This is a genomic window from Sphingomonas elodea ATCC 31461 (assembly GCF_000226955.1).
GTDB lineage: Bacteria > Pseudomonadota > Alphaproteobacteria > Sphingomonadales > Sphingomonadaceae > Sphingomonas > Sphingomonas elodea.
In genome coordinates this window covers 37,270-57,051 of the sequence record NZ_AGFU01000011.1, presented here as the reverse complement: position 1 = coordinate 57,051, position 19,782 = coordinate 37,270, and the positions used below count along the sequence as shown (strand labels likewise).

General features: G+C 67.2%; 20 protein-coding genes and 1 tRNA gene. 11 read left to right on the top strand and 10 right to left on the bottom strand.

The annotated features are described in order from the left end of the window. Positions 1 to 6: 6 nt before the first annotated feature. Both KK7_RS0104460 and KK7_RS0104455 read left to right on the top strand, forming a co-directional pair. Positions 7 to 678, top strand: a complete 672-nt coding sequence (locus tag KK7_RS0104460; RefSeq protein WP_010543444.1) for an ABC transporter ATP-binding protein — start codon at positions 7 to 9, stop codon at positions 676 to 678. Further along, a complete protein-coding gene (locus tag KK7_RS0104455) occupies positions 675 to 3,077 on the top strand; it encodes an ABC transporter permease (protein WP_010543443.1) in 2,403 nt (800 codons plus the stop codon). Before KK7_RS0104460 ends, KK7_RS0104455 begins: the two co-directional genes overlap by 4 nt. Before the next feature lie 136 nt (positions 3,078 to 3,213). Here the strand turns inward: KK7_RS0104455 and KK7_RS0104450 are convergent. Next, positions 3,214 to 3,290: transfer RNA gene (locus KK7_RS0104450), tRNA-Arg, on the bottom strand. A 63-nt stretch (positions 3,291 to 3,353) separates the two neighbouring features. Between KK7_RS0104450 and KK7_RS0104445 the strand changes: the two genes are divergently transcribed. Both KK7_RS0104445 and KK7_RS0104440 read left to right on the top strand, forming a co-directional pair. Then, positions 3,354 to 4,097 carry a queuosine precursor transporter gene (locus tag KK7_RS0104445; protein WP_010543442.1) on the top strand — a complete coding sequence of 248 codons (744 nt, stop codon included), beginning with the start codon at positions 3,354 to 3,356 and terminating at the stop codon, positions 4,095 to 4,097. Between the two features lie 110 nt (positions 4,098 to 4,207). Then, a complete protein-coding gene (locus tag KK7_RS0104440; protein WP_010543441.1) occupies positions 4,208 to 4,987 on the top strand; it encodes a sulfite exporter TauE/SafE family protein in 780 nt (259 codons plus the stop codon). A gap of 57 nt (positions 4,988 to 5,044) precedes the next feature. Here KK7_RS0104440 and purQ read toward each other — a convergent pair whose 3' ends face one another. The 4 genes from purQ to KK7_RS0104420 all read right to left on the bottom strand — a co-directional run bounded on the left by purQ (position 5,045) and on the right by KK7_RS0104420 (position 7,832). Then, positions 5,045 to 5,710: a phosphoribosylformylglycinamidine synthase subunit PurQ gene (gene purQ / locus KK7_RS0104435; RefSeq protein ID WP_010543440.1), complete on the bottom strand. Its 666-nt coding sequence runs from the start codon at positions 5,708 to 5,710 to the stop codon at positions 5,045 to 5,047. Further along, complete coding sequence (gene purS, locus KK7_RS0104430; RefSeq protein WP_010543439.1) at positions 5,707 to 5,937, bottom strand: phosphoribosylformylglycinamidine synthase subunit PurS; 231 nt, start codon at positions 5,935 to 5,937, stop codon at positions 5,707 to 5,709. The genes purQ and purS overlap by 4 nt, the downstream gene beginning before the upstream one ends. 139 nt (positions 5,938 to 6,076) lie before the next feature. Beyond that, positions 6,077 to 6,856: a phosphoribosylaminoimidazolesuccinocarboxamide synthase gene (gene purC, locus KK7_RS0104425; RefSeq protein ID WP_010543438.1), complete on the bottom strand. Its 780-nt coding sequence runs from the start codon at positions 6,854 to 6,856 to the stop codon at positions 6,077 to 6,079. A gap of 142 nt (positions 6,857 to 6,998) precedes the next feature. Beyond that, on the bottom strand, positions 6,999 to 7,832 hold the full coding sequence (locus KK7_RS0104420; RefSeq protein WP_040597644.1) for a DUF4349 domain-containing protein: 834 nt from the start codon (positions 7,830 to 7,832) through the stop codon (positions 6,999 to 7,001). A 188-nt stretch (positions 7,833 to 8,020) separates the two neighbouring features. On the opposite strand from KK7_RS0104420, the gene KK7_RS0104415 reads away from it, so the two are divergent. The 3 genes from KK7_RS0104415 (at position 8,021) to KK7_RS0104405 (ending at position 13,121) form a co-directional block, all read left to right on the top strand. Then, positions 8,021 to 9,028 (top strand): phytanoyl-CoA dioxygenase family protein, encoded by a 1,008-nt coding sequence (locus tag KK7_RS0104415; protein ID WP_237709132.1) that lies wholly within the window; start codon positions 8,021 to 8,023, stop codon positions 9,026 to 9,028. 72 nt (positions 9,029 to 9,100) lie between these two features. Continuing rightward, positions 9,101 to 11,341, top strand: coding sequence for a DNA topoisomerase IV subunit A (gene parC / locus KK7_RS0104410; protein WP_010543435.1), 2,241 nt, complete (start codon positions 9,101 to 9,103; stop codon positions 11,339 to 11,341). 169 nt (positions 11,342 to 11,510) lie between these two features. Continuing rightward, positions 11,511 to 13,121 carry a putative bifunctional diguanylate cyclase/phosphodiesterase gene (locus tag KK7_RS0104405; protein ID WP_010543434.1) on the top strand — a complete coding sequence of 537 codons (1,611 nt, stop codon included), beginning with the start codon at positions 11,511 to 11,513 and terminating at the stop codon, positions 13,119 to 13,121. On the opposite strand, the gene KK7_RS0104400 is transcribed toward KK7_RS0104405, so the two are convergent. Genes KK7_RS0104400 through KK7_RS0104385 form a run of 4 tightly spaced genes read right to left on the bottom strand, consistent with a single transcriptional unit; the run spans position 13,061 to position 16,024 of the window. Further along, complete coding sequence (locus tag KK7_RS0104400; protein ID WP_010543433.1) at positions 13,061 to 14,308, bottom strand: CCA tRNA nucleotidyltransferase; 1,248 nt, start codon at positions 14,306 to 14,308, stop codon at positions 13,061 to 13,063. The two genes, KK7_RS0104405 and KK7_RS0104400, sit on opposite strands and share 61 nt — an antisense overlap. Beyond that, positions 14,296 to 14,892 carry a CoA pyrophosphatase gene (locus KK7_RS0104395; RefSeq protein ID WP_010543432.1) on the bottom strand — a complete coding sequence of 199 codons (597 nt, stop codon included), beginning with the start codon at positions 14,890 to 14,892 and terminating at the stop codon, positions 14,296 to 14,298. The genes KK7_RS0104400 and KK7_RS0104395 overlap by 13 nt, the downstream gene beginning before the upstream one ends. Beyond that, positions 14,889 to 15,458: a DUF1285 domain-containing protein gene (locus KK7_RS0104390; protein ID WP_010543431.1), complete on the bottom strand. Its 570-nt coding sequence runs from the start codon at positions 15,456 to 15,458 to the stop codon at positions 14,889 to 14,891. The genes KK7_RS0104395 and KK7_RS0104390 overlap by 4 nt, the downstream gene beginning before the upstream one ends. Before the next feature lie 44 nt (positions 15,459 to 15,502). After that, positions 15,503 to 16,024 (bottom strand): GNAT family N-acetyltransferase, encoded by a 522-nt coding sequence (locus KK7_RS0104385; protein WP_010543430.1) that lies wholly within the window; start codon positions 16,022 to 16,024, stop codon positions 15,503 to 15,505. A gap of 174 nt (positions 16,025 to 16,198) precedes the next feature. Between KK7_RS0104385 and KK7_RS0104380 the strand changes: the two genes are divergently transcribed. Next, entirely contained in the window at positions 16,199 to 16,570 is a 372-nt protein-coding gene (locus KK7_RS0104380) for a dihydroneopterin aldolase (protein ID WP_029622785.1), read from the top strand. A gap of 25 nt (positions 16,571 to 16,595) precedes the next feature. Here KK7_RS0104380 and KK7_RS0104375 read toward each other — a convergent pair whose 3' ends face one another. Next, on the bottom strand, positions 16,596 to 17,432 hold the full coding sequence (locus KK7_RS0104375) for a hypothetical protein (protein WP_237709131.1): 837 nt from the start codon (positions 17,430 to 17,432) through the stop codon (positions 16,596 to 16,598). A gap of 227 nt (positions 17,433 to 17,659) precedes the next feature. On the opposite strand from KK7_RS0104375, the gene KK7_RS0104370 reads away from it, so the two are divergent. The 3 genes from KK7_RS0104370 to KK7_RS0104360 all read left to right on the top strand — a co-directional run bounded on the left by KK7_RS0104370 (position 17,660) and on the right by KK7_RS0104360 (position 19,760). Further along, positions 17,660 to 18,334, top strand: coding sequence for a TonB family protein (locus tag KK7_RS0104370; RefSeq protein WP_029622783.1), 675 nt, complete (start codon positions 17,660 to 17,662; stop codon positions 18,332 to 18,334). Between the two features lie 75 nt (positions 18,335 to 18,409). Further along, positions 18,410 to 19,201: a MotA/TolQ/ExbB proton channel family protein gene (locus tag KK7_RS0104365; RefSeq protein ID WP_010543426.1), complete on the top strand. Its 792-nt coding sequence runs from the start codon at positions 18,410 to 18,412 to the stop codon at positions 19,199 to 19,201. A 79-nt stretch (positions 19,202 to 19,280) separates the two neighbouring features. Beyond that, the gene (locus tag KK7_RS0104360) at positions 19,281 to 19,760 is read left to right on the top strand and encodes an ExbD/TolR family protein (protein ID WP_010543425.1); all 480 of its coding nucleotides are present in this window, start codon (positions 19,281 to 19,283) and stop codon (positions 19,758 to 19,760) included. The last annotated feature ends 22 nt before the right edge of the window (positions 19,761 to 19,782 follow it).

The following is a 19,782-nucleotide window of genomic DNA, read 5'->3' as shown; positions in this document are numbered from 1 at the left end:
AGACCCATGCTGACGCTTACCGATTTGCGCAAGAGCTTCCGCACCACCGAGGTGGAGACGCGCGCGCTCGACGCCGTCTCGCTGGAGGTGGGGGCGGGCGAGTTCGTCGCGATCATGGGTCCCTCCGGCTGCGGCAAGTCGACGCTGCTCAACATCCTCGGCTTTCTCGATGCGCCGAGCGGCGGCTCCTACCGGCTGCTTGGCGAGGAAGTGGCGGGGCGTTCCGAGCGGGAACGGACGCGGTTGCGCCGCGCGCATATCGGCTTCGTCTTCCAGAGCTTCAATCTGGTCGACGAGCTGACCGTGGAGGAAAATGTCGCGATCGGCCTGCTCTATCGCAGCGGCGCCACTGCCGCGAAACGAAAGATCGGCGAAGCGCTGGAGCAGGTGGGGATCGCCCATCGCGCCCGGCATCGGCCGCAGCAATTGTCCGGCGGGCAGCAGCAGCGCGTGGCGATCGCCCGCGCGCTGGTCGCGGAGCCCAAGCTGATCCTGGCGGACGAGCCGACCGGCAATCTCGACAGCGCCAATGGCGAACAGGTGATGGGCCTGCTGAAAGGTGCGGTGGCGGCGGGCACCACCGTGGTGATGGTCACCCACTCGCCGCTCCACGCCGCCGAGGCGCAGCGGACGATCCGGATGCTGGACGGTCGCGTGGTCAGCGAGACGCTGCTGTGAAGCTCCGGCATTTCCTCATCGCCGGGTGGCGCGCGGCGCTGGGCGCGCGGACGCTGTCGCTGATCGCGCTGCTCGGGCTCGTCGTGGGGCTGACTGCGGCGATCCTGATGCTGATCGTGGTGCGCGGCGCCCTGCAGCAGAATGGCTTCGTTCCGGCGCGCGACCGGACCTATCTGGCCAGCTCCACCTTCCTGATGCCCGGCGGCGCGCCTGCTACCTCAGATCGGACGAGCGGATTGGCAGCGCCCCTTCTGGCCGGGCGGCTGGCATCGATCGAGGCCTGGGCGCGGCTTGCCGAGGACGAGGTCGCAATCCGCCGCGGCGCCGTCGAGCGCAAGGAGACGATCTACTGGGCCGATCCCGCTATCGCTGACGTCGTGCCGCGCCCGGTGCTGCGCGGCGATCTGGCGGCGACGCTGGCGCGGCCCGACGGGGTGGCGATGACCGCGGAGGCGGCGCGCCGCTGGTTCGGGCGCGAGGACGTGCTGGGCGAGCTCCTCACCATCGCCGGGCGCGCAATGCGGGTGGGCGCGGTCCTTGCCGATCTCCCGCCGGGTGCCACCGATTGGTCCCACGACATCCTGGCTTCGTCCCGCAGTTCCGCATCGGTTCTGCGCGGGCTCACGCGGCCGGCGGATGGCGGGTTCAGAACCGAGTCGCGCACCTATTTCCGCCTTCGCCCCGGCACGTCCGGCGCCGAGGCGGCGCGCCAGATGCGCCCGCTGGTGGCGACGCTGATGCCGCCGGAGATTGAGGCAATCTATCGCATGGGGCTGGTGCGGGTCGATCGGCTGGCGCTCGATGCCGATCTGCATCCCGGCGCGCGCGACCGGCTGGTTACCGGCTCGCTGATCGCGGCGCTGGTGCTGTTCGTTGCGGTGGCCAATACCGTCAATCTCGCGCTGGCGCGCGCCGGGCGGCGGCGCAAGGAGATCGGCGTCCGCAAGGCGGCCGGTGCGGGGCGTCGGGATATCGCGTTGCAGTTTCTCGGCGAGGCGGTGGCGGCCACGCTGGTCGCGGGGCTGCTCGCGATGGTCGCCAGCGAATGGCTGCTGCCGCCGCTCAACGCCTTCCTCGATACCAACGCCACGATCGACTATACGCAGGCGCCCTTGCTGACGCTCGGGATTATCGTAGGCGCGATCATGGTCGGGCTGCTCGCCGGCGCGTACCCGGCGCTGGTCGTGGCGCGGCTCGCGCCTGCGGCCATCCTGCGACCGGATGCCGGCACCGGCGACGGAGGCACCCGCGTGCGCGCGGTGCTGGCGACGCTGCAGTTCGCGGTGCTGATCGGCCTACTGATCGCCACCGGCATCGTCTACCAGCAGCGCCGCTTTGCGATGGCGCAGGGCACGGGGGCGGATATCGCGCAGATGCTCACGGTCGAGGCGGAGTGCCCGCCGGGCTTCGTTGCGGAGGTGGCGCGCCTGCCCGGCGTGCAGGGCGCCGCGTGCCACGGATCGGAGTTCATAACCGGCAGGGGTGGATCGTTCATCGAGCTGCGGGGCCGACCGGTCCAGATCCTCGTCGCGGCGGCACTGCCCGCGACCTATTCACTCTATGGCGTTCCCCCGATTGCCGGTTCGCTCGCGGGACTGCCGCCGCAGGGTGAACCTGACGTCCATCGGATCGTCCTCAACGCGGCGGCGGTGAAGGCGTTGGAACTGGGGTCGCCGCGCGACGCGGTCGGTAAGCATGTGCCGGTGACCAACTTCTCGCCGGTGACCAGCACCTCTCCCTATACCGAGGGCGAACTGCTGGGCGTGGTCGTCGCAGTGGTGCCAAACTTCCAGTTCACCTCGGCCGAACTGGCGGCGAAGCCTACGGTCTATATCGACGCCCCGCGACGGGTGGGGCCGAATGCTGGCATGGTGTCGATCCGCCTGTCCGGCAAGCAGGTGCCGGAGACGCTCGCGGCGATCGATCGCGTGTGGCGGGAGACCGGGGGGCAGGGGCCGATCCGCCGCCGCTTCCTGTCCGATCGCATGGAGGAACTCTATCGCGATCTCGAACGCGGCATGCAGTTGTTCGCCATCTTCGCCGCGCTGGCGGTGCTGCTGGCGGCGGCGGGGATGGTCGGCATCGCGATTGCAACGACCGATCGCCGCACGAAGGAGATCGGCATTCGCAAGGCGATGGGCGCGAGCACGGGGCAGGTGCTCTGGCTGCTCCTCCGCCAGCTTACACGGCCCGCACTGCTGGCCAACCTCGCCGCCTGGCCGGTCACGTGGTGGGTGATGCAGCGCTGGCTCAACGGCTATGCGTATCGGATCGACATGCCGCTATGGTTGTATCCTGCGGCGGGCGGAGCTGCGTTCGTCGTGGCGGTCGCGAGCATCGGCGTGCTGGCCGGTGCCACCGCCCGTCGGGCACCTATCGTTGCGCTACGGTACGAATAGACGACGCCTCGAGGTGAGCGGCCACGTGCACGTCCCCCGCTCAATCAGGCGATCGCAGCCTCGGTACGGCATTCGGTGCCCATCGCTGTTCGACGGAGTTTGCTCAAACGGACGGTAATCCATAGTTTTTCGGAACTGGCGCGCCCGGCTGGATTCGAACCAGCGGCCCCAAGCTTAGAAGGCTCGTGCTCTATCCAACTGAGCTACGGGCGCGCGCTGGAAATGCCTTTAGGCGCAGATTGCGTGAGGGGCAAACGCCTCGCATAGTGCAGTGCAATGAACATGCCCTCTCGCCCCGCGCACGTTACCGCCCGCAGCCTTGCCGGCGGGCATTTCCGCTATTTCGACTTCGTCATGGCCGCGTTCGTCGCGATCATCCTGCTGTCGAACGTGATCGGCGCGGGCAAGGTCGCGCAGATCTGGCTGCCGGGCGTCGGCTATTGGCCGTTCGGGGCGGGCATCCTGTTCTTCCCCATCTCCTACATCATCGGCGATGTGCTGACCGAGGTGTATGGCTATGCCCGGGCCCGCCGAGTGATCTGGGCTGGCACGGCCGCGGTGGTGTTCATGGCGTTCATGGCGTGGGTGGTGGTGAAGCTGCCGCCCGCGCCCGACTGGACCAACCAGGCGGCCTATGAGGTGATCTTCGGACAGGTGCCGCGAATCGTCCTGGCGTCGGTCGTCGCCTTCTGGGCAGGGGAGTTCGTCAACTCCTACGTCCTCGCGCGGATGAAGCTGTGGACTGGCGGCAGAATGCTGTGGACCCGCACGATCGGTTCGACCATCGCCGGCCAGGCGATGGACAGCCTGATCTTCTACCCGCTCGCCTTTCTCCGCGCCGAGGGCTGGACCGACGCGCTGGTGTTGAAGGTGCTGGTCACGCAATGGGTGCTCAAGGTCAGCTGGGAGGTGTTGCTGACGCCGCTGACCTATGTGGTGGTGGGCTTCCTCAAGCGCGCCGAAGGGGTCGACGTGTTCGACGAAGGCACGAATTTCACCCCCTTCGCCACGCGGATCTGACACGCATCCGGTCGCAAGGCGGGACCGGCAGGACGGGCTGAAACCAAATCTTTCTGGCGTTCGCGCCAAATCCCCGCATGCTGGTGGGAAATCGGTTCCCAAGGATTCCCGTGTTCGCGATCAACCCGCTCTACTCCGTCGCCGGTGTGCTCGTCGGAATGCTGGTCGGCATGACCGGCGTCGGCGGCGGCTCGCTGATGACGCCGCTGCTCGTGCTCGCCTTCGGCTTCCATCCGGCGACCGCCGTCGGTACGGACCTGCTTTACGCCTCCGCCACCAAGACGGTGGGAGCAGGCGTGCACGGGCTGCACGGCACGATCGACTGGAAGGTGGTGCGCCGGCTCGCCTATGGCAGCGTGCCCGCCACGGCCGTGACGCTGTTGCTGCTGTCGAGTGCGCAAGAGCATGCCAAGAACAGCGGCGGGCTGATCACCGTGACGCTTGGCTGTGCCCTGCTCGCAACGGCGATCGCCACCTTTTTTCGCGGGCGACTCGTCACCTTCATGGCGCCGCGCTTCGAGCGGCTGGGCGATGCTCGAATCGGCATGGTGACTGTCGCACTGGGTGCGGTGCTGGGGCTGCTGGTGTCGCTCACTTCGGTGGGCGCGGGGGCGCTGGGCATGACCGCGCTGCTGATGCTCTATCCGCACCAGCCCGTGAACAGGCTGGTCGGATCGGACATCGCGCATGCGGTGCCGCTAACGCTGCTTGCCGGCCTGGGTCATTGGTGGCTGGGGTCGGTTAACGGTGCGCTGCTCTTGTCGCTGCTTGCGGGGTCGATCCCCGGCATCATCCTGGGCAGCCTGCTGGCGACGCGCACGTCGGACAAGGTGCTGGTGCCGATCCTCGCCGCGACGCTGGCGGTGGTCGGCGTGAAGATGCTGTTCTGAAATGAAAAAGGGCCGCGGTCCCCCGACCACGGCCCTTTTTCACGGAGACTGCGGCGGTCAGGCGACCGCGGCGAGCAGCCCTTCGAACAGCCTGCGGCCGTCGTCGCCGCCATGCGCTGCCTCGATCTTGCGCTCGGGGTGCGGCATCATGCCGAGCACGTTGCCGGCGGCGTTCATTACGCCGGCGATGTTGCGGGCCGAACCGTTGATGTTCTGGCCGTAGCGGAACGCCACGCGGCCTTCGCCTTCGAGACGATCGAGCGTCTCGGCGTCGGCGAAATAATTGCCGTCATGGTGCGCGACCGGGATCGAGAGCTGTTCGCCCGCCTGATAGGCGCTGGTGAAGATCGACTGGCTGTTCTCCACCACCAACGGCACGTCGCGGCAGACGAAGTCGAGGCCGGCATTGCGCATCAGCGCGCCCGGCAGCAGCCCGGTTTCGGTGAGGATCTGGAAGCCGTTGCAGATGCCGATCACCGGCGTGCCGCGATTGGCCGCTTCCACCACCGCCTTCACGACCGGCGAACGCGCCGCGATGGCGCCGCAGCGCAGATAGTCGCCATAGGAGAAGCCGCCGGGCAGGGCGATCAGGCCCAGGCCCTCCGGCAGTTCGCTGTCGCCATGCCACACCATGTGCGGCTTGGTGCCGGTCACGCTCTCCAGCGCGACCGCGATGTCGCGATCGCAGTTGGAGCCGGGGAAGACGATGACCGCGGTCTTCACAGCTTCTCGACCCGGTAGTTCTCGATCACCGTGTTGGCGAGCAGCTTGCGGCACATCTCGTCGATGGCGGCGTCGCTGGTCGAATCGGCGACGTCCAGCTCGAAGATCTTGCCGGCGCGGATATCCTCGACGCCCTCGAAACCGAGGCCGCCGAGCGCGTTCTGAATGGCCTTGCCCTGCGGATCGAGCACGCCGTTCTTCAAGGTGACGATGATGCGGAGTTTCATGGGCGCGCCTATGGCGCGGCGGGGGCGAACTCGCAATCGGAAATCGTTCGGGAAGGGCGTTGGCAGTGCACGGAAGGCGGAAAGGAAAGGGGCCCGCTGGCGGCGAGCCCCTTCAATTCCTTGCTGCGCGAAACGACGCTTACTTCCCCCGCTTCTTGCGGTGCGTCTCGAGGTCGAGCACGTCGGAGGCGTCGCCTTCCGGGAACAGGCCAAGGCGGCGCGCCACTTCCTGATAGGCCTCGACTTCGCCGCCGAGGTCGCGACGGAAGCGATCCTTGTCGAGCTTTTCGCCGGTGGTGATGTCCCACAGGCGGCAGCCATCGGGGCTGATCTCGTCCGCCAGGATGATCCGGGGATATTCGTTTTCCCAGATCCGGCCGAACTCGAGCTTGAAGTCGACCAGGCGGATGCCGATGCCGGCGAAGAGCCCTGAGAGGAAGTCGTTCACGCGGATGGCCATGTCGGCCATGTCGTGCAGTTCTTCCTGCGCGGCCCAGCCGAAGGCCAGGATGTGCTCGTCGGTGACCATCGGGTCGCCGAGCGCATCGTCCTTGTAATAATATTCGACGATCGTGCGGGGCAGCGGCGTGCCCTCCTCGATCCCCAGCTTCTTCGCCAGCGAACCGGCGACGACGTTGCGTACCACGACCTCGATCGGCACGATCTCGACCTGGCGGATCAGTTGCTCGCGCATGTTGAGGCGGCGGATGAAGTGCGTGGGGATGCCGATGCCGCCGAGCAGCGTGAAGACGTGCTCGCTGATGCGGTTGTTCAACACGCCCTTGCCGTTGATCGTACCCTTTTTCTGGGCGTTGAAGGCGGTTGCGTCGTCCTTGAAATACTGGATCAGCGTGCCGGGCTCCGGACCCTCGTAGAGAATCTTAGCCTTGCCTTCGTAGATTTGCCGGCGGCGTGCCATGTCGGCCTAGTCCCTTGGAAATGCGTTGCCCCGGCCTCACGGGATTTCTCCACGCAACAGCCGGGGCTCTGGAAGGCCTCGCGCTATACCGCAAGGGGGGCGAGGGTGCAATGCAGCGTCGATCCCAAAGCGGGCCCTGCACTCATGCCGCGCGGTTGCGTCGGCGCAGCAGCGTCGCCACCGCGACCCCGGCGCCGAAGACCGCGGCCCAGGGCAGCAGGTAGATCGCCAGCGAGAGCAGCAGCTGCAGGCCCCAGACAAACATCGTCGCGGAGCCCTGCGCGGCCTCGCCGAGTGCCGCACCGACGCTGGCGCCCGAGGCCGGGGCGGCGAGCGGCTGGTAGTGGATCTCCACCTCGGCCATCGCGACGCGGCCCTGGAGTTCACGCTGCCAGGCGCGGGCCTTGTCGAGTTCCTCCTGCGCCCCGGCGACATTGCGTTCGGCCTCGACCAGTTCGCCGACCGTGCCCTTGCGCGTCCGCAGCGTCTCGGTGACGCGGGCGACGAGCAACTCGCGCTGATGGATGCGGGCGGCGGTGTCGGTCAGGTCCTTCGACACGTCGTCGCCCGCCACGTTGGTATTGAGCGCGCGGCCGCCCGCGGCCGCAACCTGCCGGCCGGCCTCGCCGGTGAAATAGGGCGCATCGGCGGCGGCGACGCGGAGTTTCAGCACCGCACTGCCGGCGCGGCCCTCGGCATCGTCTCGCGTTAGTGCCACCAGCTGGCACCGCGCCGGGCCCAGCTGCTCGCACAGCGCGCGATGCGCCTCCTGCGTCTCGGCCAGGCGCCCATCGGGCAGCAGGAAGCTGAGCGTGTACCGATAGGCGAGCTGGGGCAGGGCGACCTTGAGCGGTTCGGCCCCCGGCGTCGCCGGCGCTTCGGCGGTGGGCGCGTCCTGCTGGCCCGAACCGCCGCCGTCATTGCTGGAACAGGCGGCAAGCAACGCTGCGAAACCGAGCACGAGAAATTTGCGCATCGCGATCCCCTTGAAGGTGAGGCGCAAATCCCACCATTCGGATAGGACAAAGTCAAGCCACAATTCTGCCGTAAATGAGGCGACATTGCGGCGAAATTGCAGCATGGCCCGCGTGTCAAATTGGCCGGCTGCGGCCCATGGCGCGCACCGCCGTCCTAAAATGGGAACGGACAGGGCAGTGGAACCGGATGATGACGCGCTTGGGCAAGGCGATGCTGGTGGGTGCGGACCATACCCCCGAAGCGGGGATCAAGCCGTACACGGCCCAGGTGGCGGACGGCATGCGGCGGGACACGCGGCTGGCGCGGCTGCGGCACATCGCTTTCTACAACTATGCCTATAACTACATCTTCTGGCTGCGGACCAGATCGAACGATCCGGCCCGGCTGCGCAGGCTGGGGCGGATCGAGCGGCTGCTGCACGCGCCGTGGGCGCGGATCGGCCGCACGCCCCGCGCCGCGGCGTTTCACGCCGCCGATTTCCACTTCGCCGAGAAGATGCTCGACAGCGGCCTGGTCGATCGCATGGCGGCATCGATGTTCGCGCCGCAGACCTTCACCGATCCCTATCTGCCCGGTTTCGAACATGTCGGCGCGCCGGAGGCGACCGATCACCCCTTCCTCTACATGGACGCGCAGCGGCTGTTCGAGGACCATGGTTTCCTGGAGATCTGCGCCAATCCCGACCTGATCGCCTTCTGCCGCGAGGCGATCGGTCCCCGCGCGGCGCTCAGCTGGGCCTGGGCGTGGATCTCGCAGCCGGTGGGCTTCGCCTATCAGAACCAGAACTGGCACCGCGACTGTGTGGAACCGCTCAACTTCATCCGTGTGTTCGTGCCGCTCTCGCCGATCGCGACGCGCGAGGACGGCCCGCTGGAGCTGATCCCGGGCACCTCGGGCCTGCACGCATTCTCGGAGGCAAGGCGCTTTCGCGACGAGGAACTGGAGCTGATCAAGCAGGCCAACGGTGCGGGCGTGGTGCTGGCCGAGAAGGGCGACGTCTATTTCGTCAACACCTTCGCGCTGCATCGCGGCACCCCGCCGGCCCAGCGCCGCGGCATGCTGTCGCTGCTCGTCTCGATCGGGCCGTCGCACCGCACGCCGATGATCCGCAAGCTGAAGTGGCATGAGGTGCCCGAGCATCTGCGCCCGCTGATCGCCAGGAACCGCAGCTTCTTCCGCCACCTGATCGGCTGAGCACGAAACAATTCGGATCAAACGGGGAACGCCCTTGGCGTTTGCCCCTCCTGCCTGCTATCCCGTCCGGCGATGAGCCTCGACACCGACGTTTCCGAACCTTCCGGCGCCTCCGACGTCCCCTTCGACAGCGCACTGTCCGAGCGGTACCTGGTCTATGCGCTGTCGACGATCACCGCGCGCTCGCTGCCCGACGTTCGCGACGGGCTGAAGCCGGTGCATCGCCGGCTGCTCTGGGCGATGCGGCTGCTCAAGCTGGATCCGGCGAGCGGCTACAAGAAGTGCGCGCGCGTTGTCGGCGACGTGATCGGTAAGTATCACCCGCATGGCGATGCCTCGGTCTATGACGCGATGGTGCGCTTGGCGCAGACCTTCGCGCTGCGCTATCCGCTGGTCGACGGGCAGGGCAATTTCGGCAATATCGACGGCGATAACGCCGCCGCCTATCGCTATACCGAAGCCCGGCTGACCCAGGTCGCGATCGATCTGATGGACGGCCTCGACGAGAATGCCGTCGATTTCCGCCCCACCTATAACGGCGAGGACGAGGAACCCGAGCTGTTCCCCGGCCTGTTCCCCAACCTGCTGGCCAACGGTGCGGCGGGAATCGCGGTGGGCATGGCGACGAGCATCCCCCCGCATAACGCCGCCGAGCTGATGCAGGCCGCGGTCGCGCTGATCGACAATCCGCAGGCGAACGTGCTCGAGTTCGTGAAGGGCCCGGACTTCCCCACCGGCGGCATCGCCGTCGACAGCCCCGCCGCGATCGCGGAGGCCTATACCACCGGCCGCGGCAGCTTCCGGGTGCGCGCCAAGATCGAGAAGGTGACCGAGAAGGGCGGGGGCTGGCACCTGATCGTCACCGAGATCCCCTACGGCGTGCAGAAGGGCAAGCTGATCGAGGGCATCGCGGCGCTGATCAACGACAAGAAGCTGCCGATCCTGGGCGACGTGCGCGACGAATCGGCCGAGGACATCCGCATCGTCCTCGAACCGCGTAGCCGCACGGTCGACGCCGATACGCTGATGGACAGCCTCTACCGCCTGTCCGACCTCGAGGTGCGCGTGCCGCTCAACCTCAACGTGCTCGACAAGAACCGCACGCCGCGGGTGATGAGCCTGGGCGAGGCGCTGGCCGGCTGGCTGGAGCACCAGTTCGTGGTGCTGCAGCGCAAGTCGCAGCACCGGCTGGAGAAGATCGCCGATCGGCTGGAGCTGCTGCGCGGCTATATCACCGCCTATCTCAACCTCGACCGGGTGATCGAGATCATCCGCACCGAGGACGAGCCCAAGCCGATCATGATGGCCGAGTTCTCCTTAACCGATCGCCAGGCCGAGGCGATCCTCAACATGCGGCTGCGCAGCTTGCGCAAGCTGGAGGAGATGGAACTCCGCCGCGAGCAGGAGAAGCTGGAGAAGGAGCAGGCCGAGCTGGAGACCTTGCTCGGCTCCGAGGCGCGCCAGCGCACCTGGATGAAGCGCGCGCTGGGCAAGATGATCACCCGCTACGGCCAGGATACGCCGCTGGGGGCCAGGCGTACCGCGATCATCGAGATGGCGCCCGCCCGCGAGATCCCGCTGGAGGCGATGATCGAGCGCGAGCCGATCACCGTCATCCTTTCGCAGCGCGGCTGGATCCGCGCGATGAAGGGGCATGTCGAGGATCTCGGCGGCGAGGCGCTGAAGTTCAAGGAAGGCGACGGGCCCTTCCTGGCGTTCCATGCCCAGACGACCGACAAGCTGCTGCTCGCGGCCGACAATGGCCGCTTCTACACGCTGGGGGCGGACAAGCTGCCCGGTGGCCGCGGCTTTGGCGAGCCGGTGCGGCTGATGATCGACCTGGAGGCCGAACGGCACATCGTCACACTGCTTCCCGCCAGCGCCGCGCCCAAGCTGCTGGTCGCGGCGAGCGATGGGCGCGGTTTCATCGTGAGCAGCCACGAAGTGATCGCCGAAACCCGCAAGGGCAAGCAGGTCGTCACCCCGCGCCCGGGCGCGCATCTGAAGCTGGTCCGCCCGATCGGGCCCGAGGACGATTTCGTTGCGGCGATCGGCGACAATCGCAAGATGCTGGTCTTCCCGCTGTCCGAGGTGGCGGAGATGACGCGCGGGCAGGGCGTGCAGCTGCAGCGCTACCGGGATGGCGGGCTGTCTGACGTGATCACCTTCAAGTTTACCGACGGCCTGCGCTGGCGGATGGGCGGCGAGCAGGGCCGCTACCGCTCCGAGCCGGACGTGATGCCGTGGCGTGCCGCGCGCGGCGCTGCAGGCCGCATGCCGCCCACCGGGTTCCCGCGCGACAACCGTTTCTGAGCGGTAAAAGCTGTCCGTACGGACAGGGTCTTCAGACCCCTTTAACCACTTGGGCGCTACAACTGAGGGGATGGCGTTTCGAAGGGTCCGGGCTCTGAGTATGCGTACCGTGGAGCCCGCTCCACCGGTCGACCCCGCGTTGCATGCGCCCGCGGAAGACTTGGGCAGGATGCTGGAGCTGCTGCCTATCCCTGCGGCGGTGATCGAGATAGCAGACGGCCGCTATGCGTTCGGTGCCACCAACGTTCCGTTCCGGGTAGCAGGGCTGGGCCTGATCGCGCAGGAATCGCCGGTGGTCCAGCTGCTCGGGCCGCGAATCGGCCAGTTCCTGGCTTCCGACATGCTGCATGAGGAGATCGCCTGGCGTTTCGGCGGCGAGGTCGACAGCCGCCATTTCCGGGTGGTGCTGGCGCGGCGCGAGGCCAGCGCGCGGCGCTGCCTGATCACGCTGCTTGACCAGACCTCGGAATTGCGCACGGAGGAGAGTCTGCGCCGGGAGATGGCGACCGACAGCCTGACCGGCCTGCCGAATCGCGCCGGCTTCTCCGATGAGATCGAAAGCCGGATCGATCCGGGCGACGCGCATTGCTTCGGCGTCCTCGTGATCAACCTCGACCGCTTCAGCCGGGTGAACGCCTGTATGGGTGCGCTGGCCGGCGACGAACTGCTCATCTCCGTCGCGCGCCGGATCAAGGGCGCGCTTCGCGGCCGCGACATCCTGGCGCGAATCGGCGGAGACGAGTTCGGCGTGCTGATGACGCTGGAAGATGGGCCGGACGACGCGGTGCAGGTCGCCAAGCGAGTCCATGCCGCGCTGACCAACCCCTTCCGCCTGTCCAATTTCGAGATCCGCATCGACTGTTCGATCGGCATCGCGCTCGGCGCCGATATCGAGGGCGATCCGGAGGACCTGGTCCGCAACGCCCAGCTCGCAGTGCGCCGCGCGAAGAAGAGCGGCCGGACCGAGTTCTACCATACCCGCGCCTTCGATCTGGCGCGCGAGCAGTTCGCGATCGAAACCGAGCTGCGCCGCGCCATCGAGAATGGCAGGATGTCGCTCGCCTTCCAGCCGATCTGCGACCTCAGCACCGGTCGGATCACCTCGTTCGAGGCGCTCGCCCGCTGGACCAACGAGGAGGGCGTTCCCGTGTCGCCGAACGACTTCATCCCGGTTGCGGAAGAGTCCGGCCTGATCGTGCCGCTCGGCCGCTGGGCGATGGAGGAGGCGGCGCGCACCCTGGCGGAATGGGACGCCCGCGCGGGCGGCCACTGCGGCGTCAAGATCGCGGTCAACCTCTCGGCGATCCAGCTCCAGCGCGACCAGATCGGGGCGATGGTGAAGGCCGCGCTCGACCGGCACAACATGCCCGGATCGCGCTTCACCCTGGAGCTGACCGAGAGCGCGATCGTCAGCGATCCGGATCGCATCGCCCAAACCATGACGGCGCTGAAGGACCTTGGCACCACGCTGGCGATGGACGATTTCGGCACCGGCTATTCGAACCTCGCCTATCTCCAGAAGCTGCCGATCGACGTGCTGAAGATCGACCGCAGCTTCGTGACCGGGATGCTCGCCGATCGCGACAAGATTGCCATCATCCGCGCGATTCTCAGCCTCGCACTGGCACTGGGTATGCAGACCACGGCCGAAGGCATCGAGACGCCGGAGCTGGCCCAGACCCTCGCGGCGCTAGGCTGCACCTACGGCCAGGGCTATCATTACTCTCGGCCGGTGCCCGGCGACGCCGCCTTCGCGCTGATCGGTGCGCTCAGCGCCTGAGCGACGATTGCGTCGGCGATCGATTCGACCCGATCGGTCGCCGGAAAGCCTTCCGCGATCCACTGGTCTTCGATGGCCCGTAGCGCCCGGGCCACGTCCGGTCCCTTGGCGAGGCCGCGGGCGACCAGCGCGCCGCCGGTGAGCGGCAGGCGGGGAATGTCCCAGCCGGTCAGCTGCTGCCAGCCCTGGCCAAGCGCCGCATCGTCGGTTGCCGCAAGCAACAGCCGGTCCTCGGCCGACTCCCGCCCGACACGATAGGCCAACGCGCGCGGTCCGGCGATTCCCTCGTCGCTGCTGGCAAGCATCAGCCGCTTTCGTTGGGCGTTTGAGAGCTTGAGCCGTGCGCCGATCAGGTCGGCCTGTGCCGGATCGGTCGCGAGTAGCGCGGCAAGGCGGCGGATCGGATCGGGGAGGGTGCCGACCAGCGCCTCGCGCGCGACCAAAGCGGCCAGCCGGTCCGCGCTGCGGATCTCGGGCACGACCGGTTCGAAGATGCCGCGCGCGAGCATCAGGCGTACCACGCCGACGGTTTCGCGGGCGACCAGCAGCTTCAGCAACTCGTCGCGGATGCGCTCGCGGCTGAGCGCCATCAGGTCGCGGGCGCGGATCGTGCAGGCATCGAGGCCATCGCCATCGGGCGCATCGCCGAAGCGCGCGAGAAACCGGAAGAAGCGGAGGATGCGCAGGTGATCCTCGGCGATGCGCTGCAGGGGGGCACCGATGAAGCGCACCCTGCGCGCCGCCAGATCGTTTAGCCCGCCGAAATAGTCGAACAGCGCGCCGGTGATCGGATCGGCGTAGAGCGCATTGATCGTGAAGTCGCGCCGTGCGGCATCCTCGCGCCAGTCGTCGGTGAAGGCGACGGTAGCGTGGCGGCCATCGGTGGAGACGTCGCGGCGCAGCGTCGTCACCTCGACCGGACCGCTCTCCAGCACCGCGGTGACGGTACCATGCTGAAGCCCCGTCGGCACCGCGCGGATGCCGGCAGCGCGCAGGCGCGCCATGACCTCGTCCGGAGACAGCGCCGTCGCGAGGTCGAGATCGGCGACGGGAATGCCGAGCAGCGCGTCGCGGACCGCGCCGCCGACGAAGCGGCACAGGCCCTCATGTGCCCCCAGCACTTCCGTCAGCGTGTCGAGCCCGGCGCGGTCCCGCCACTCGGCGGCCGGCAGCGTCAATGCGGCCATGCCATCCGCCGCGAGAGGTTGACCAGCATTGCCGCCGTGGCGCCCCATATCCGGTACTCTTTCCACAATATCTCGTAATAATGGCGCTCATGCCCTTGATAAAGAGCGTGCTTCTTTTGATGATTGGCGTCGTCCAGCAGGAAGGCGAGGGGCACTTCGAATACCTCTTCGACCTCCGCTTCGGACGGCACCAGTGGAACGTCGGCAGGGACTACCCCGATCACCGGGGTCACCGCATAGCCGGTGACGGTGCGGTAGCATTCGACCGTGCCGATCACCTCGACCAGCCGGCGGGGCAGGGCGATTTCCTCCTCCGCCTCCCGTAGTGCCGCCTCGACCGCGTCGGCATCACCCGGATCGATGCGCCCTCCCGGAAAAGCAATCTGCCCGGCATGGCGCCGCAGATTGGCGTTTCGACGGGTCAGCAGTACCCCCGGCGTGTCACGGTCTGTCACAGCGACCAGCACGGCCGCGGCGCTCGGTACCTGGGCGGGATCGATAAAGGCATGGTCGCCGGGCAGCAGCGGCGTCGCCTGTGCCGGCCGGCCCGCCAGCGCCCGGCGCAGCCGATCGGCCAGTCTCATGCGCCTGGCTCCAGCGGGAAGAACACGCCCTGGCTCCATATGCCGGGGGTTGCGCTATGCTCGTCGGCAAGGGCCAACTGGGCCAGTTCGTAATAGACGTTGCGGCCGACCAGTGCATCCAGTCCGCCGCGCACCGCCAGATAGGGGTGGGGGCCGTCCTCATGCTGCTCGATCCGCAGCGGGTGATCGGGGCCGGCGACGACCACGTCGCCCGTGTTCAGCCGGAAGGCGAGCCGGGTGGACGAGCCGCTGCCCTCGGCCTTCAGCTCCACGGCCACGAACGGCGCATCCTCGACAGCGATGTCGAGCTTTTCCACCGGCGTGACCAGGACGAACGTGCCGTCCGGCTCGCGACGCAGGATGGTCGAGAACAGCCGCACCATCGCGGGACGACCGATCGGATTGCCTTGGTGGTACCAGGTTCCGTCGCGGGCGATGCGCATCTCGCTATCTCCGCAATGCGCGGGGTTCCAGCTTTCTACCGGCGGCAACCGGTGTTCCTCGGCAAGCCGGGCGATCTCGGCGAGCGACAGGCTGGCGAAATCGGGGGGCGGCGTGTTGGGCATGCACGTCCCTTAGCGCGGGCCGCCGCTTTGTCGAACCCCGTAGTTCAGGCGACCTTGCGCAGACGGGGCACGAGCAGTCCCGAACAGCTCGGCACCGCCGCACCGCGTGCGAGCAGCCGGCGCGGTTCGAACGGCCCGGGCAGACGCCAGCGGGCGGTGCGGTTCGCGTCGAACCCGAAGAAGCGGCCATAATATTCAGGATCGCCGATCAGCATCAGCGCCTCGGCACCCGGCAACGCGCTCACGTCGGTCGCGTCCAGCGTCTCCTGCATCAGGCGGCGGCCGATGCCGCCCTGTTGCAACGTGGGCTCTACCGCGACCGGGCCTACCATCACCAGCGGCACCTGCGGGCCCGAATCGCTCGCCAGCGCGACGGGCCAGCTCTGAATCGTGCCGGCCAGCTTGCCATCTTCGGTTAATGCGGCAAAACTGAATGGACGAATCGGCTGGGTGCCCTGGCGAATCCGATAGGCGGTGCGCAGGTGCCGATCGGCCCCAAAGGCGCGATCGAGCAGCGCCTCTACGGCGTGCGGGTCAACCGCATCCAGCGCAACTATCTGTATCACCGCGAATCCTTCGTGCCGCCTCGGCCTGATGCCGAAAGGCGCGCGCCTTAGCGCTGCTGCGGCGAAGCGCAAGCGCGAATTGCTACCTATCAAGGTGCAGGAAGTGCACGGGCTTTTCCCGGCGGCCCCATCTGCTATGGCGCGCGCTTGTCTTGCCGAAGAAAGGCCGTTTGATTGCCCGACCTATTGCAGCTTCAGGTGCTCGATCTCGAAGTCGAAGTCCTCACCGGGGTCTATTCCGAGGAGACGCATCTGCCGCAGCCGCTGCGCATCTCCGTCACCGCAGATCTGGACCTGCCGGAGCATTTCGCCCCGGAAACTCCGCTCAGTGCCTCGAAAAGCTATATCGACCTCAAGCACGCCGCCACCGACGCACTGCCCAAGGACGTACATTTCACGCTGATCGAGGCGGTTGCGGATCATATCTGCCAGACGGTGTTCGTCTCGGATTCGCGCGTCCGCAGGGTCGAGGTGCGGATCGTCAAGCTGGCGATCGCCGAGGCGCAGGAATCGATCGGGATCACGCTGGTCCGCCACCGGCGCTGAGCGGCCGGCGGCGGCGCCGCTGCGGTCAGCTGCAGGGGCCTAGGTCGCGCAGCACCAGCTGATAGTCCTGCCGCACGGCTTCGGCATTTTCCGGCGTCTCGGCACCCACCGCATCCTGGGGCAGGGCCTTGGGAAGCCCGCAGGCAAGCCTGTACCACGCCAGCGTGTCGCGCGGGGGCTGGCCCGCGCTCGCGTCGACGATATCGCCGAGCGATACGCCCCACAGGGTCTTCTCGCCCGGGCGGCGCAGCACTTGGAGCGAGATCGGCGCGCCGTTGGCGGTCTTGAGGAAGATCTGGCTCTCGCCTTCGCCGGGCAGCGCACCTGGCACGTGGAAGGCGTTGCCGATGCCGGTGATCGCGGGCGGAGCATCGGCGGCGAGCAGCTCGCGCGTGATGCGGCGGGTAAGGGTGTCGAGCTCGGGCGACCAGGCATATTGCCCGTCGATGCCGGCGAGCTGAATATCGCTCGCCTTGCCCGGCACCGGCCGCGCGAACAGGAGCACGCGCTGCTTTTTCAGCTTCGGCACCTTGCCTCGAGAATCGAGCGGCACATCCGCCAGGTAGGAAATCTGCGTCGGAAGCGCACTGCTACCGCGAATCAGTGCCAAAACATCGGCGCGGACGTAGAGGCGGGCGCGTCCCGCAACGAGACTGGGGGCCGCGTTATCCTTGATGCGGATCAAGTCGGTGATGCGGGCGTCGATCACCAGCGGCGCGCCCACGATCGCGGTCGCTACGGTGGCGTAACTGGGTAAGCCACTTTGCGCTTCGTGGCGGATTTGCGCGGTTTGTGGGGCGGGTTGCGCGAGCGCAGGAAATGCCGCAGCGCAACAAAACAGCATGGGAAGGGCATGTTTCATACCGGTGCCGGTACCGGATTGTGCCGATCTTATACAGAAATAATTCTGCCATGGGCGTGTTGTAGGACCAATTCGTCCGACAAAGAGTTTGCGTCGTCGGAAGGCCCACGATACAGACTCGGTGCTCTCGCCATCAGGGGCGCAGTGCGACCCGAGGCGAGCGGACTTGTGCGCGGCTGCCAGCCGGCCAGGGTCGCAAGCAGGATTAGAGGGAGTGACGTTGCCGAATGGCTTACGCTGACCGGAATGTAAGTGGCAGTCGTGTGGTAGCGATCGTAATCGTCGCTATCATCGTGGCTGGCATGGGTTATGCCTTCGTCACAGGTCTGGCATACCAATATATCAAGAAGAAGGCGGAAGAGCTGAAGACCTTCGAGGTCGACGAGCCGCCGCCCCCGCCGGAGGAGATTCCGCCGCCGCCGCCGCCGCCGGACACGCCGGTGCCGCCGCCCCCGACCCAGGTCGTGGTGCCGCCGGCTATCGTGCAGTCCCAGTCGCCTGCGCCGCCGATCCAGAATACTCCGATCATCCCCCCACCGCCGCCGATCTCGCCGCCTGCGCCTCCCGCGCCGCCGGCACCTCCGGCGCCGCCCGCACCGCCGCGGATTGCGAAGCCGCTCAAGCCTCGCACGCCTCCCGGTTCGTGGGTGACCGACGACGACTATCCGGCAGCCGCCTCGCGCGCCGGCGACGAGGGCACCGTTGCCTTCCGTCTGGACGTCGACGGTTCGGGCAAGGTGACCAACTGCAGCATCACGTCGTCCAGCGGTTCGTCGCTGCTCGACAGCACGGCCTGCAACCTGTTGCGGCGTCGCGCCCGGTTCGATCCGGCCCAGGATGCGGAGGGGAACAAGATTCCCGCGCCGTACAATGGCCGTTTCACCTGGCGACTGCAGAAGTAACTCTCCGGTTTCCGGTCCGCCGGGCGCGGCGGGCCGGCTTGCGCAAGAAGCTATCTTTTAGAGGAAAGACCCAAAATGCTCACGACCATTCTCGCTGCCGGTGCCGCCGCAGCTAAGGGCGGCGAAAGCCCCTACGGCCTCCAGCAGGCGCTGAAGGAAGGCGGCCTGATCTCGCAGTCGGTGTTCACCATCCTGGTGCTCATGCTCTTCGTGTCGCTCTACATTCTCTTCACCAAGGTGTTCGAGCAGCAGAAGATCATCAACCAGGCGAAGCGCGTCCGCGCTACCTTCTGGAGCGCCAGCAGCCTGCGTGAAGGCGCTGCCAAGCTCGAGAAGAACTCGGCCTATCGCCAGATCGTCGACGACGGCATCGAGGCGCAGGAGCAGTACAAGCTGCTGACCGATCCGGTCGAAGCACATGACTGGCTGCACGGTTCGCTGGCCCGTTCGGAAGGTTCGATCAACTCGGCACTGGGCGGCGGTCTCGCCTTCCTCGCGACCGTCGGCGCGACCTCGCCGTTCATCGGTCTGTTCGGTACGGTTATCGGTATCTACCGCGCGCTCATCAAGATCGGTTCGGCCGGTCAGGCTTCGATCGACGCCGTCGCCGGCCCGGTCGGTGAAGCGCTCATCATGACCGCACTCGGCCTCGTCGTCGCCGTGCCGGCGGTGCTCGCCTTCAACTTCCTGCAGCGCCGCAACAAGGCGATCGCGGAAGGCCTGAACGCGTTCTCGAACGACGTCCTCGGCTACCTGGCTTCGGACGGCCGCGTGAAGCCGGCGACTGCCGCTGCTGCCAAGAAGCCCGTTGCCGCCGCCGCTGCGAAGCCGGCGACCACGACCGGCGGCACCCCGACCCGCTCGTAATTGGAAGGCGCAGGGCTGTGCCGTCGCGCAGCCCTGCCGCCGGATCCGTCCGGCGCACAAGAGGATAGGATAACGCCCAATGGCGATTAGCACAGGCAGCGGCGGCGACGACGCACCGATGTCGGACATCAACACCACGCCCCTCGTGGACGTGATGCTGGTTCTTCTGATCATCTTCCTCATCGCCGTTCCCGTTGTGGTCCAGACGATCGACCTCGCGTTGCCGAAGGTGCAGTTCGAGCCGACGACCACCAAGCCGGAGAACGTCTCGCTCTCCGTCAAGGGTAGCCCGGAAGGCTGCGAGATCTATTGGGGTCTTACCCGGGTCAATCACACCGAGCTGCTCGACCGCGCGGTTGCCAAGCTGAAGGCCGAGATCGAGCGCCAGGGTGGCCCGAACGCCGCCGGTCTCGAGCTTCCGGAAGTTCACATCCGCGGCGACATCAACACGCCCTATCGCTGCATCGGCGGCACCATCTATACGATGCAGATGGCGGGTTTCGTGAAGGTCGGGTTTATCTCGGAGCCGGAGCCCGGTTCTGGCACCAGCCGGCTCTGAACGGCCTCGCTTAAGGAGTTAC